Source organism: Streptomyces shenzhenensis (genome assembly GCF_021462265.1).
In the GTDB taxonomy this organism is placed as follows: Bacteria; Actinomycetota; Actinomycetes; order Streptomycetales; family Streptomycetaceae; genus Streptomyces; species Streptomyces shenzhenensis.
The window spans coordinates 89,400-102,345 of sequence record NZ_JAJONF010000022.1 but is presented as its reverse complement, the minus strand read 5'-3'; the positions used below and the strand labels follow the sequence as shown (position 1 = coordinate 102,345).

The 12,946-nt window shown below is 72.7% G+C and carries 13 protein-coding genes and 1 tRNA gene; 9 read left to right on the top strand and 5 right to left on the bottom strand.

What is annotated here, in order from left to right; translation table 11 throughout:
- The first annotated feature begins 255 nt into the window (after positions 1-255).
- Both LQ326_RS26570 and LQ326_RS26565 read left to right on the top strand, forming a co-directional pair.
- Complete coding sequence (locus LQ326_RS26570) at positions 256-510, top strand: WhiB family transcriptional regulator (protein WP_234540465.1); 255 nt, start codon at positions 256-258, stop codon at positions 508-510.
- 76 nt (positions 511-586) lie between these two features.
- Positions 587-652 (top strand) — tRNA-Gly (locus LQ326_RS26565).
- Between the two features lie 191 nt (positions 653-843).
- On the opposite strand, the gene LQ326_RS26560 is transcribed toward LQ326_RS26565, so the two are convergent.
- The 4 genes from LQ326_RS26560 to ssgD all read right to left on the bottom strand — a co-directional run bounded on the left by LQ326_RS26560 (position 844) and on the right by ssgD (position 5,355).
- Positions 844-1,818, bottom strand: coding sequence for an acyl-ACP desaturase (locus LQ326_RS26560; RefSeq protein ID WP_234540382.1), 975 nt, complete (start codon positions 1,816-1,818; stop codon positions 844-846).
- Positions 1,819-2,037: 219 nt separating this feature from the next.
- A complete protein-coding gene (gene ddaH, locus LQ326_RS26555) occupies positions 2,038-2,814 on the bottom strand; it encodes a dimethylargininase (RefSeq protein WP_234540381.1) in 777 nt (258 codons plus the stop codon).
- 96 nt (positions 2,815-2,910) lie between these two features.
- The gene (locus LQ326_RS26550) at positions 2,911-4,548 is read right to left on the bottom strand and encodes an ABC-F family ATP-binding cassette domain-containing protein (RefSeq protein WP_234540379.1); all 1,638 of its coding nucleotides are present in this window, start codon (positions 4,546-4,548) and stop codon (positions 2,911-2,913) included.
- 390 nt (positions 4,549-4,938) lie between these two features.
- Entirely contained in the window at positions 4,939-5,355 is a 417-nt protein-coding gene (gene ssgD / locus LQ326_RS26545; protein ID WP_234540378.1) for a spore wall synthesis regulator SsgD, read from the bottom strand.
- Between the two features lie 270 nt (positions 5,356-5,625).
- Between ssgD and LQ326_RS26540 the strand changes: the two genes are divergently transcribed.
- The 4 genes from LQ326_RS26540 (at position 5,626) to mmpA (ending at position 8,035) form a co-directional block, all read left to right on the top strand.
- On the top strand, positions 5,626-6,657 hold the full coding sequence (locus tag LQ326_RS26540; protein ID WP_234540462.1) for a beta propeller repeat protein: 1,032 nt from the start codon (positions 5,626-5,628) through the stop codon (positions 6,655-6,657).
- A gap of 42 nt (positions 6,658-6,699) precedes the next feature.
- Entirely contained in the window at positions 6,700-7,038 is a 339-nt protein-coding gene (locus LQ326_RS26535) for a plasmid stabilization protein (RefSeq protein WP_234540376.1), read from the top strand.
- An 80-nt stretch (positions 7,039-7,118) separates the two neighbouring features.
- Entirely contained in the window at positions 7,119-7,811 is a 693-nt protein-coding gene (locus LQ326_RS26530) for an endonuclease V (RefSeq protein WP_234540375.1), read from the top strand.
- A 74-nt stretch (positions 7,812-7,885) separates the two neighbouring features.
- Positions 7,886-8,035 (top strand): morphogenic membrane protein MmpA, encoded by a 150-nt coding sequence (gene mmpA, locus LQ326_RS26525; protein WP_234540373.1) that lies wholly within the window; start codon positions 7,886-7,888, stop codon positions 8,033-8,035.
- 63 nt (positions 8,036-8,098) lie between these two features.
- Here mmpA and LQ326_RS26520 read toward each other — a convergent pair whose 3' ends face one another.
- The gene (locus tag LQ326_RS26520) at positions 8,099-9,277 is read right to left on the bottom strand and encodes a saccharopine dehydrogenase family protein (protein WP_234540372.1); all 1,179 of its coding nucleotides are present in this window, start codon (positions 9,275-9,277) and stop codon (positions 8,099-8,101) included.
- Positions 9,278-9,468: 191 nt separating this feature from the next.
- Here LQ326_RS26520 and LQ326_RS26515 point away from each other — a divergent pair, with 191 nt between their 5' ends.
- The 3 genes from LQ326_RS26515 to LQ326_RS26505 are packed head-to-tail and all read left to right on the top strand — an operon-like array spanning position 9,469 to position 12,907.
- Complete coding sequence (locus LQ326_RS26515; RefSeq protein ID WP_234540371.1) at positions 9,469-10,620, top strand: CaiB/BaiF CoA transferase family protein; 1,152 nt, start codon at positions 9,469-9,471, stop codon at positions 10,618-10,620.
- Entirely contained in the window at positions 10,620-11,633 is a 1,014-nt protein-coding gene (locus LQ326_RS26510; RefSeq protein WP_234540369.1) for an LLM class F420-dependent oxidoreductase, read from the top strand. Before LQ326_RS26515 ends, LQ326_RS26510 begins: the two co-directional genes overlap by 1 nt.
- 59 nt (positions 11,634-11,692) lie before the next feature.
- The gene (locus LQ326_RS26505) at positions 11,693-12,907 is read left to right on the top strand and encodes an acetyl-CoA C-acetyltransferase (RefSeq protein WP_181806755.1); all 1,215 of its coding nucleotides are present in this window, start codon (positions 11,693-11,695) and stop codon (positions 12,905-12,907) included.
- Positions 12,908-12,946 lie beyond the last annotated feature (39 nt).

Sequence of the window (12,946 nt, the reverse complement as noted above, 5' to 3'; positions counted from 1 at the left end):
GCCCTCCTCGGAAGGGTCCTGTTCACTGCTGCGCCGAGTCTTCCACCGCCCACTGACAACCGCTGCAGGACCACGCCCGCCGCGAACCGGTTACCGTGGGTCACCCGACACGACCGCCGAGTTTCGGATCCGTTCCGCGCGCCGCCGTGCGCGGGCGTGGTGCACGGGAGCATGATCGACGCTGCGGTGGTCCGTCACGGTCCCGTTGAGCGGGCGTTGATCGAACGTTTTTCGCCGCCCGGCACGATCCTGGCCATGCACTTCGACACCATCACCCCGCCCCGCACGCCCGTACCGGCCTGGCAGGCGCAGGCGTTGTGCGCGCAGACCGGGGCGGACTTCTTCTTTCCCGAGCCCGGCAGTTCGGTGCGCGAGGCCAAGCGCATCTGCGGCATGTGCGAGATGCGCTCGGCCTGCCTGGAGTACGCGCTGGACAACGACGAACGCTTCGGCGTCTGGGGCGGGCTGTCCGAGAAGGAACGCCTGGAACTGCGCCGCGCGGCCCGCTGAACCCCGAGCCCGCCGCCAGGGAGGCGCGGTACGTCCGTGCGCTCCGCCCCGGTTGGCGTCCGGGACGCGGCCGGACGTGGCGCAGAGGCGGACGAAACCGCCTTGCCCAGGCGGACACGCCGGTTCGAATCCGGCCGCCCCGCCCGCGGCGCCGCCGTCCCCGGCCGGGGCAGGCCGACACGCGCGCGTATCCGGTCGTCGGCCGAGGAGCCGATCAGGTCCGGCAGGATGCGGACCGCCCGGCCGGAGGCGGTGTCAGCACGCGTGCGCGCATGATGCCGCAGGCCGCCGACAGGGCGCACCGGAAGATCCGGGCGCCCGTCCGCCCTGGCGTCACGCGCCGGCGCGCGCCGCCATCCGTGCCTTGCGCGCGGCCAGTTTCTCGTCGAACTTCGAGGCCTCCGCGTCCAGGCCGCCCATGAACAGGCCGAGTTCCTCCTGCGCCTGCAGGCCCTCCGGGCCGAGACCGTCGATCTCCAGGACCTTCAGGTGGCGCAGCACCGGCTGCAGCACGTCGTCGTGGTGGATGCGCAGGTTGTAGACCTCGCCGATCGCCATCTGGGCGGCGGCGCGCTCGAAGCCGGGGATGCCGTGGCCGGGCATGCGGAAGTTGACCACGACGTCCCGCACCGCCTGCATGGTCAGGTCGGGGGCCAGTTCGAACGCCGACTTCAGGAGGTTGCGGTAGAAGACCATGTGCAGGTTCTCGTCGGTCGCGATGCGGGCCAGCATGCGGTCGCAGACCGGGTCGCCGGACTGGTGGCCGGCGTTGCGGTGCGAGATGCGGGTCGCGAGTTCCTGGAAGGCCACGTAGGCGATCGAGTGCAGCATCGAGTGCCGGTTGTCCGACTCGAAGCCCTCGCTCATGTGCGCCATGCGGAACTGCTCCAGCTTGTCCGGGTCCACCGCGCGCGAGGCGAGCAGGTAGTCGCGCATCACGATGCCGTGCCGGCCCTCCTCGGCGGTCCAGCGGTGCACCCAGGTGCCCCAGGCGCCGTCCCGGCCGAACAGGGAGGCGATCTCGTGGTGGTAGCTGGGCAGGTTGTCCTCGGTGAGCAGGTTCACCACCAGCGCGGTCCGGCCGATCTCGGTGACCTTGGACTGCTCCTTGCCCCAGGCCAGACCGTCCTCGAAGAATCCCTCGAAGTTACGGGCGTCGCTCCACGGCACGTACTCGTGCGGCATCCAGTCCTTGGCGACCTTCAGATGACGGTTCAGCTCCTTCTCGACCACTTCCTCCAGGGCGTACAGCAGCCGCGTATCGGTCCACACGGACGGGCTGTCGAAAGGGGGAGAAGTGATCGTCACGAGAACTCCAGGGGGACGCCGAACACGAGCGGATGAACGAAGACCGGCGAGCGGGGCCGGAAACCTACGAGATCGTAAGCTACGAAACCGTAGGTTACGAAACCGTAGGTTAAGTGCGCTGTAAAGGCTGCTGATCAGGCCCGGTGGACAAGGCGCGCGTCATGCCGGACAGACCCGGGACCCGCAGGTCCGGGTCCGAAGTGGCGGATCGATCAGCCGTCAGGCGTACAGCTCCCGCAGCCGCACCGAGAGGCACGTCACACATCCCTCGAGCTTCTCGAACTCGGAGATGTCCACCGTGACCACCTCGTGGCCGAGGTCGGTCAGCAACTCCGCGGTCTTCGGGGCGCTCGCCGACATCAGCAGCTTGCCGCCGCCGAGCAGCACCACATGGGCGCCCGCGTCCTCCGGCACGGCCAGGAACCGCGGGAACAGCGAGGGTCGGTCCATGTTCGGGATGTGCCCCAGAATCGTTCCGTCGGGCAACGCGGTCACCGCCGACTTCAGATGCAGCACCTTGCTCACCGGCACGGCGACCACGCGCGCGCCCAGCGGCTCGAACGCGGCCCGCAACTGCTGCACCCCGGCCGCGTTGGTCCGCCCGCCGCGGCCGACGTAGACGGTGTCGCCCACCTTGAGGACGTCACCGCCGTCCAGGGTGCCCGGGTCCCAGATCCAGTTGACCGAGCAGCCGAGGCGGGCCACCGCCTCCTCGACGCCGGCCGTCTCCTCGCGCCGGGACTCGGCGCCGGGCCGGGTGATCAGCGCCACGTTCTTGTACATGACGACCGTGTCCTCGACGAACACCGAGTCCGGGCACTCGTCCTCCGGGTCCACCTCGACGGTCTCCCAGCCGTGCGCGCGCAGCGCCTCCGCGTACGCCTCCCACTGCTCGTGGGCGAGCTCGACGTCGACCTTCTCCCGCTCGACGTGCGTCACCAGGCCTTCGGCGAGGCGCGGGCTGGGGCGGCGGATGAGGGCCTTCTTGCTGGGCACGACGGGTCTCCGGGGTCGGGGTTCGGTCCGGCGCCCATGGCGGGGCGCCGGACCGCCATCATGCAGGGCGGGTACGTGTCGACAAAACCCCTGACGTCAGGCTGTGCCCTCCCCGAGACCGGCCACCTCGTCCGGCGTCGTGCCCGTCAGCTCCCCGTCCGCCATCAGCAGCCACCGCGTGATCCCGATCGACTCCAGGAACGGCAGGTCGTGGCTGGCCACGATCAGGGCGCCCGCGTACGACTCCAGGGCCGTGGTGAGCTGCCGGACGCTCGCCATGTCGAGGTTGTTCGTCGGCTCGTCCAGCATCAGCAGCTGCGGTGCCGGCTCGGCCAGCAGCAGCGCGGCCAGCGCCGCCCGGAAGCGCTCGCCGCCGGAGAGCGTCCCCGCCTTCTGGTCGGCCCGGGCGCCCCGGAACAGGAAGCGGGCCAGCCGGGCCCGGATCCGGTTGTTGCCGGCGTCCGGCGCGAACCGGGTCACGTTCTCGGCGACGGTCAGCTCCTCGTCGAGGACGTCCAGCCGCTGCGGCAGGAAACGCGTCGGCACGTGCGTGCGCGCCTCGCCCGCGACCGGCGCCAGCTCCCCGGCGATCGTCCGCAGCAGTGTCGTCTTGCCCGCACCGTTGCGCCCGACCAGCGCGATCCGCTCGGGGCCGCGCAGATCGAGGATCCCCTTCACCCGCGGGCCGTGGGCGAGTTCCAGGTTCTCCAGGGTCAGCACGTTCCGGCCCGGCGGTACGGCCGTGTACGGCAGTTCGACGCGGATCTCGTCGTCGTCGCGGACCGCCTCCACCGCCTCGTCCAGGCGTTCCCTGGCCTCGGCGAGGCGTTCCTCGTGCATGATGCGGTGCTTGCCCGCGGACTCCTGCGCCGCCCGCCTGCGCGCCCCCATGACGATCTTGGGCTCGCGCTTCTGCTCGAACATCTTCTGCCCGTACCGCTTGCGGCGGGCCAGTTTCACCTGGGCGTCGGACAGTTCGCGCCGCTGTTTGCGGACGTCGGCCTCGGCGACCCGCACCATGCGCTCGGCCGCCTCCTGCTCGACGGCGAGTGCCTCCTCGTACGCCGAGAAGCTGCCGCCGTACCAGGTGACCTCCCCGGCGCGCAGGTCGGCGATCTGGTCGACCAGTTCGAGGAGTTCCCGGTCGTGGCTGACCACGATCAGCACGCCGGGCCAGGACGCCACGGCCGCGTACAGCCGCTTGCGGGCGTACAGGTCGAGGTTGTTGGTGGGCTCGTCGAGCAGCAGCACGTCCGGCCGCCGAAGGAGCAGCGCGGCCAGTCGCAGCAGCACCGACTCGCCGCCGGACACCTCGCCGACGGTCCGGTCCAGGCCGATGTGGCCGAGCCCGAGTTCGCCGAGGGTGACCAGCGCGCGCTCCTCGACGTCCCAGTCGTCGCCGAGCGCCTCGAAGTGCCGATCGGACGCGTCGCCCGCCTCGATGGCGTGCAGCGCGGCCCGCCGGGCGGCGATGCCGAGCGCCTCGTCGACGCGCAGGGCGGTGTCGAGCGTGACGTTCTGCGGGAGGCAGCCGACCTCGCCGGCCACTTTGACGGTGCCGTCGGCCGGCGTGAGCTCGCCGGCGACGAGCTTCAAGAGCGTCGACTTCCCCGATCCGTTGACGCCGACCAGGCCGGTGCGGCCGGGGCCGAAGGAGACGTCCAGGCCCTCGAAGACGGGGGAGCCGTCGGGCCAGGCGAAGGACAGGGAGGTGACGGTGACGGAAGCAGACATGGGCGCCTCGCGGTTGCTTGCGGTGTCGGGGACAGACGCGTGTCGAGACACCGCGAGGCAGAAGCCGAAGGCCAGGAAGGGATCCTGCGCCGGAAGGACGGCTCACACGCCGAGGCCGAACGCCACAGACACACCTCACAGGTGTGACGCGGTGTCTCAGAACCTCAGACGAGCAACGTCCTTCTCCAATCGACGGCAACAGAACCGTCGTCAACGGTAGGAGGGGCCTTACGGGGTGTCAACGCGATTAACCACCGGCCACCGTCCCACGTCGGCGGCGGATTCCTGCCGGCCCCGGCCCGGCCGGCCGAGCCGGCCGCATGACGAACCCGCACACCCTTCGGAAGCGCGCCCCCGCCTCTCCCGCCCGGCCGGCGCTGAAGCACCGGGTCAGCAGGCGTCCCGCATCAGCTCGGCCAGGTCCTGGTCCAGGTCCAGCTGGAGGTGTTCCAGACCGGCGGGGACCAGGTCGCCGGTCGCCTCCAGGAACCGGCGTATCTCGCCGGTGCGCACATGGACGACGGCGGTGCCCTCCGGGGCGTGGAACTCCAGCACGGTCCGGTCGTAGCCGTACGGCCGTACCCGGACGTCCCCGTCGCCCTCGGGCGCGTGCAGCCCGGCCGCCAGCAGCTCGCGGGAGAACGTCCAGCAGACGTCGACCCCCTCCAGGGTGGCCGGAGCCGGGAAGGTCATGCATACGGCGAAGGGGTCCTCGCGGTCGTAGCGCAGGGTGGCGGGAATGCTCGGCATGCGCGGTGACGCGGCGACCAGGCGGGCCTCTACGGGCTGCTCGATGACGGTGGACAACGCCTTGCTCCCTCGTGACGGTGGTGATTCCCGGGCGTGTGAGACCTGGCACTGGATGAGACGAAGGAAGCGGCCGATCCGTGCACAGGAGGGGCGAGTGACCTCTGTCACCGGGCTTATTCACACCCGCGGCTTACCGGTTGCCGGAGGCCGGGGCCCTCTGGACGACGCGGTCGTGGTGGGCTAGCTTCGCGCGCCATGAGGCGCTTGGGGAGCACGCGACGTACAGGACGGGCCCGGCGTACCGGGCGGGCGGTCGCGGTGGGGGTGGTGTGCACCGCGGCGCTGGCCGCGCTGACCGCCGGTTCCGCGCGGGCCACGACACGGGCCCCGCACTGGGCGGTCAAGGACACCGGCACCCCGGGCGTGCGGTTCCGGGGACTGGCCGCCGTCGACCGGAGCACCGCCTGGCTGGCCGGCACCGGCGGCACCGTGCTGCGCACCACGGACGGCGGGACGAGCTGGCGGAACGTCTCTCCGCCGGGCGCGGGCGACCTCCAGTTCCGGGACGTCGAGGCGTTCGACGCGCGCCACGCGGTGGTGCTGGCCATCGGCGAGGGCGAGGCGTCCCGGGTCTACCGCACCGACGACGGCGGCCGGAGCTGGACGGAGGCCTTCCGCAACACCGACCCCGCCGCCTTCTACGACTGCATGGCCTTCTTCGACCGCCGCCACGGCCTCGCCATGAGCGACCCGGTCGACGGCGGATTCCGCATCCTGTCGACGAGCGACGGCGGCCGTTCGTGGCGCGTGCTGCCCGACGACGGCATGCCGGCCGCCCTGGCCGGCGAGGCGGGCTTCGCGGCGAGCGGCCAGTGCCTGGTCACCTCCGGCCCGAAGGACGCCTGGCTGGCCACCGGCGGCGGCGCCCACGCGCGCGTGCTGCACTCCGCCGACCGCGGCCTGACCTGGACCGCCGCCGACACCACGATCCCGGCGGGCGATCCGGCCAAGGGCGTCTTCGCCCTCGCCTTCCGGGACCGCGCCCACGGCCTCGCGGTCGGCGGCGACTACCGCCCCGACCAGGCCTCACCGCAGGCGGCCGCGGTCACCCCGGACGGCGGCCGCAGCTGGCGGTCCGCCGCCGTCCCGCCCCCCGCCTACCGCTCCGGCGTGGCCTGGCTGCCGCACAGCCGCACCACGGCCCTCGCCGTCGGCCCCACCGGCACCGACCTGACCACCGACGGCGGCCGCACCTGGCGGACCGTCGACACCGGCTCGTACGACACCGTGGCCTGCACGCCGGACCTGAGCTGCTGGGCGGCCGGCGAGCAGGGGCGGGCGGCACGTCTGGAGAACTGATCCGTGGGTACTCGACCGCCGCATACCGAGAAGGGAGCGGCCATGCCCAGCGGATCCAGCCCCAAGCGGGAACGCCAGTACGAGCACATCAAGGAGAGCGCGCTCGACCGGGGCGAGAACAAGCGCCGTGCCGAGGAGATCGCCGCTCGGACGGTCAACAAGGAGCGCGCCCGGTCCGGTGAGTCCAAGTCCGCCAGCCGCAGTTCCACGCAGGACATGTCGTCCGGCAAGCGCGGCGGCCAGCGGTCGGGCAGCCGGCAGGGCTCCCAGGGCCCGACCCGGGACCAGCTGTACAACGAGGCCAGGCAGCGCGGTATCGAAGGGCGTTCGCACATGAACAAGGCCGAGCTGCAACGCGCCGTCAACGCCAAGAAGAGCTGATACTCCGCGGCACGCGCGCGTGCGGTCAGGGCCCACGGGCACCGCACGCGCGCGTGGCACGCCGTACGCTCGTGCCCACCATGACGACGACGGTACGCGCACCCGCGGGCTGGCCCGCGACCGAGGAACAGGCCCTGGCGGTACAGGACGAACTGCGCGGGCGGGTGATCCTCGACGAGCCGGGCCCGCCGCCCGGCACCGGCCGTGTCACCGGCGTCGACGTGGCCTACGACGACGAGCGCGATCTGGTCGCCGCGGCGGCCGTCGTCCTGGACGCCGCCACCCTGGAGGTCCTCGCCGAGGCGACCGCCGTCGGCCGGGTGTCCTTCCCGTACGTGCCCGGACTGCTCGCCTTCCGCGAGATCCCGACCGTACGCGCCGCCCTCGACGCGCTGCCCTGCCCGCCGGGCCTGGTCGTCTGCGACGGTTACGGCCTCGCCCACCCGCGCCGCTTCGGCCTCGCCAGCCACCTGGGCGTCCTCACCGGCCTGCCCACCATCGGCGTCGCCAAGAATCCCTTCGCCTTCGCGTACGACGACCCCGGCGCCCCGCGGGGCAGCCACGCGCCGCTGCTCGCCGGTGCCGAGGAGGTCGGCCGCGCGCTGCGCACCCGGGACGCCGTCAAGCCGGTCTTCGTCTCCGCCGGCCACCGGGTGAGCCTCGACAACGCCTGCGCCCACACCCTCGCGCTCACCCCGCGGTACCGCCTGCCGGAGACCACCCGCCGCGCGGACGCGCTGTGCCGCAGGGCGCTGCGCGAAGCCCAGGCCTGAGCAGCGGTCCTGAGTAGCCATTCTGAGTACGAGTGCGGATGCCGTTGTTACAGTCCGACGGCAGGCTGGCCCGCATGACGACACACCACCGTGCACCCAAGTCCGCGGCCGGCCCCGTCCGGTCCGCCGAGCGCGCCGTGAACGCGGCGCTGGCCCTCGCCGTGGTGGCGGGGTTCGCCTGGATCGTCGGCATGCTCTACACCGTGCTGCAGTGGCAGTCCTGACGGCGTCCCCCGCCGGGCCCCGGCCGGGCCGTAGGGCCTGTTGCGGGCTCGTGACCCATACGCCTAGCGGGTGGCCGCCACCCGGAAACCGATCCCGGCCGCGCGCAGCCGCTCGGTCAGCGCGTCGCCCATCGCCTGCGCGGTGGTGACCTGGCCGGCCGTCGGCGGCAGGTCGTCGAAGGCGAGGCAGAGGGCGGCCTCGGCGAACATCTTCGCCGTCTCGCCGTAGCCCGGATCCCCGCCCGAGACCTCCGTGAACACCCGCCGTCCGCCGCCCTCACCGACGAACCGGACCGTGAACCAGCTGCGGGCCCGCCTCTGCGCGTCCGGCCCGGTCCCCGGCTTGAGGCGGTCCGACAGCCAGCGCCGGGCGGGCGGCAGCTGGGCGGCCGCGGCGACCGCGCCGACGGCCGCGATCCCGCCGAGGGCCACCGGCAGGTGCTCGACGGCCGCGTAGTGCCGGTAGCGGAAGTCGGGGCCGTAGCGGTCCAGGGCCTTGGCCGAGCGGTGCACGATCCGGGGGTCGATGGTGGGCAGCGGCAGCGCCCAGGCGCCGACCTCGGGCGCGAACCGCGGGACACCCGTCGGCGCGCTCGTCCGGCGGCTCATCAGCCGCGGTTCGTGCCGGGCGCGGTCGCGCGCGGCGGCGATCAGCTGCCGGGGGCGTGCGAACTGGTCCAGTGCGGAGGCGAAGGTGCCGCCGGAGAAGGCCGCGTCGCCGGTCACGAACCCGTCCACGGTCAGCGGCACGCCCTCCGGCAGCTGCCGGACCGTGAAATACGCGCCCAGGTCGTGCGGGACTGAGTCGAAACCGCACGCGTGCACCAGGCGCGCGCCTGTCTCACGCGCGCGTGCGTCGTGCCGGACGTACATCAGGTCCACGAACTCGGGCTCGCCGCACAGGTCCAGGTAGTCGGCGCCGGTGTCCGCGCAGGCCGCGACCAGGCTCTCGCCGTGGCGGAGGTAGGGGCCGACCGCCGAGGCCACCACGCGCGCGTGCTCGGCGAGGGCGCGGACCGTGGCGGGCTCCGCCGCGTCGGCGCGCAGCAACCCGACCCCGGCGCCGCCGGGCAGCCGCTCACGCAGTGCCTCCAGCCTGCGTCCGTCCCGGGCCGCGACGGCCCAGCGCAGGCCTTTTGGCGCGTGGGCGGCGAGGTACTCGGCGGTGAGCTCGCCGACGAAGCCGGTGGCTCCGAAGAGCACGAGGTCATAGGGACGGTCCGTCGTTTTCAGCCTGCGCATGACACCCCTCGGTCGTGCAACCCGCGCCGTTGTCGGTGGCTGAGGCTAGCGTGAGGAGTGCGGACGCACCCCTGCGGGGTATCTTGACTAAGCGCTTGCTCGTCCACGTGCTCGTTGGCTCTTGTGCCCAGGGGAGCGCGTTCTTAGCATCATCGGTGTTACATCAGTTGTGTCACATGACTGGGGGCGGCATGACCACGGCAGGGACGCCAGGACACGGCCCGCTCTCCGGCGTGCGCGTGGTCGAGCTCGCCGGCATCGGCCCGGGCCCCTTCGCCGCCATGCTCCTCGCCGACCTGGGCGCCGACGTGGTCCGCGTCGACCGGCCCGGCGGCCCGGGACTCGGCGTCGACCCGGCGTACGACGTCACCAACCGCAACAAGCGCTCGGTGCTGGTCGATCTGAAGTCCCCGGACGGCCCCGCCCGCGTCCTCGACCTGGCCGCCCGCGCGGACATCCTGATCGAGGGCTACCGCCCCGGCGTCGCCGAGCGGCTCGGCGTCGGCCCCGAGGCCTGCCACGCCCGCAACCCCCGCCTGGTCTACGGCCGGATGACCGGCTGGGGCCAGCAGGGACCGCTCGCCCACCGCGCCGGCCACGACATCGCCTACATCGCCGTCACCGGCACCCTCGGCATGATCGGCCGCCCCGACGAACCCCCGGCCGTCCCCGCCAACCTGCTCGGTGACTACGCGGGCGGCTCCCTCTACCTCGTCGTCGGCGTCCTCGCCGCCCTGCACCACGCGCGCGCGGGCGGCACCGGCCAGGTCGTGGACGCCGCCATCGTGGACGGCACCGCGCACCTCTCCGCGATGATCCACGCCATGGTGGCCGCGGGCGGCTGGCAGGACCGGCGCGCGGCCAACCTGCTGGACGGCGGCTGCCCGTACTACGGCACCTACGAGACCGCCGACGGCCGCCACATGGCGGTCGGCGCCCTGGAGCCGCAGTTCTACGCCGAGTTCCTGCGGCTTCTCGGCGGCCTGGACGACCTGGCCGACGCCCGCAAGGACTGGACGCGCTGGGGCGAGCTGCGCGAGCGCGTCGCCGCCCGCTTCAAGTCCCGTACCCGGGACGAGTGGACGGCGGTCTTCGAGGGCTCCGACGCCTGCGTGGCCCCCGTCCTCTCCCTGCGCGAGGCCCCGCACCACCCCCATCTGGCCGCCCGCGGCACCTTCACGGACCACGGCGGCATCACCCAGCCGGCCCCGGCCCCGCGCTTCTCCGTGAGCCCCACGACCGTGCGCACCCCTCCCGCCCGGCCCGGCGCCGACACCGGCGCGGTGGCCCGCGACTGGGACGTACCGGCACTCCTCGACGACGACCACAAGGACGGCATCTGATGGAGCTCTCGACCTTCCTCGACTACGCGGGCGACCCGCGTGCGGCGGCCGACCGGGCGGCCGCGCTGGAGTCGGCGGGCCTCGACGCGGTCTGGGTGGCGGAGGCCTACGGCTTCGACTCGCCCACGATCATGGGCTACCTGGCCGCCCGTACCGAACGGATGAAGATCGGCTCCGCGATCCTCAACGTCTACTCCCGCACCCCCGCCCTCATCGCCCAGACGGCCGCCGGCCTCGACGCGATCTCCGGCGGCCGCGCGATCATCGGCCTCGGCGCCTCCGGCCCGCAGGTGGTCGAGGGCTGGCACGGCAAGGCGTACGACAAGCCCCTCGGCCGTACCCGCGAGACGATCGAGCTGACCCGGCGGATCCTGCGCCGCGAGGTCATCGACCACCACGGCATCACCGACATGCCCCGCCCGGGCGGCCTCGGGAAGCCCCTGAAGATCCTCACCAAGCCGGTCCGCCCCGATGTCCCGATCTACGTCGCCTCCCTCGGACCCGCCAACGTCCGGATGACCGCCGAGATCGCCGACGGCTGGCTGCCCACCCTGTTCATCCCCGAGAAGGCCCACCAGGTCTGGGGGACCCCGCTGGCAGAGGGCGCCGCCCGCCGGGACCCGGCCCTCGGCGAGCTGAAGATCGTCGCCGGCGGCCTGCTCGCCATCGGCGAGGACGCGGCCGCCGTCCGCGACCTGGCCCGCCCCCGGATCGCCCTGTACGTCGGCGGCATGGGCGCCCCCGGCAAGAACTTCTACAACGACCTCGCCGTCGCCTACGGCTACGAGAAGGAGGCCCGGCTCATCCAGGAGCTGTACCTCTCCGGCCGCAAGAAGGAGGCCGAGGCGGCCGTACCCGACGAGTTCTGCGAGCTCATATCCCTGTGTGGTCCAAAGGGGTACGTCCGTGACCGCATCGCCGCCTTCCGGGAGGCCGGCGTGACCATGCTGGAGATCGCCCCCGTCGGCCCGGACCCGGCCCGGCTGGTCGAGACCGTCAAGAACTGGCTCTGAGCCGGCCGGAGACCGGCTCTGCCCCCACCGCGCGAAAACCCTCCTTGAAAGGCTTGTCAGTGAGCACCGAAGCGTACCTGTACGACGCGATCCGCACCCCGCGCGGCCGCGGCAAGGCGAACGGCGCCCTGCACGGCACGAAGCCCATCGATCTGGTCGTCGGACTCATCCACGAGATCCGTGACCGCTTCCCCGGCCTCGACCCGGCAGCCATCGACGACATCGTGCTCGGTGTCGTCGGCCCGGTGGGCGACCAGGGCTCCGACATCGCCCGGATCGCCGCGATCGCCGCCGGGCTGCCGGACACGGTCGCCGGCGTGCAGGAGAACCGCTTCTGCGCGTCCGGTCTGGAGGCTGTCAACATGGCCGCCGCCAAGGTCCGTTCGGGCTTCGAGGACCTCGTTCTCGCGGGCGGCGTCGAGTCCATGTCCCGGGTGCCGATGGCCTCGGACGGCGGCGCCTGGTTCAACGACCCGATGACCAACCTGGCCGTCAACTTCGTGCCGCAGGGCATCGGCGCCGACCTGATCGCCACCATCGAGGGCTTCTCCCGGCGGGACGTCGACGAGTACGCGGCGCTCTCCCAGGAACGCGCGGCGACCGCCTGGAAGGAGGGCCGCTTCGACCGTTCCGTGGTCCCCGTGAAGGACCGCGCGGGCCTGGTCGTCCTCGACCACGACGAGCACCTGCGTCCCGGCACCACCGCCGACTCGCTCGCCAGGCTGAAGCCCTCCTTCGCCGACATCGGCGAACTGGGCGGCTTCGACGCGGTCGCGCTGCAGAAGTACCACTGGGTCGAGCGGATCGACCACGTCCACCACGCGGGCAACTCCTCCGGCATCGTCGACGGCGCCTCCCTGGTCGCCATCGGCTCCAAGGAGATCGGCGAGCGCTACGGCCTCACCCCGCGCGCGCGGATCGTCTCGGCCGCCGTCTCCGGCTCCGAGCCGACCATCATGCTCACCGGCCCCGCCCCCGCCACCCGCAAGGCCCTCGCCAAGGCCGGCCTGACCATCGACGACATCGACCTGGTCGAGATCAACGAGGCGTTCGCGGCGGTCGTCCTGCGCTTCGCGCGGGACATGGGCCTGTCCCTGGACAAGGTCAACGTCAACGGCGGCGCCATCGCCCTCGGCCACCCCCTCGGCGCCACCGGCGCGATGATCCTCGGCTCGCTCGTCGACGAACTGGAGCGCCAGGACAAGCGCTACGGCCTCGCCACCCTGTGCGTGGGCGGCGGCATGGGCATCGCCACCATCGTCGAGCGCGTCTGAAACCCCGGCGGAACCAAGAGACCTCACGGAGACCCTCAC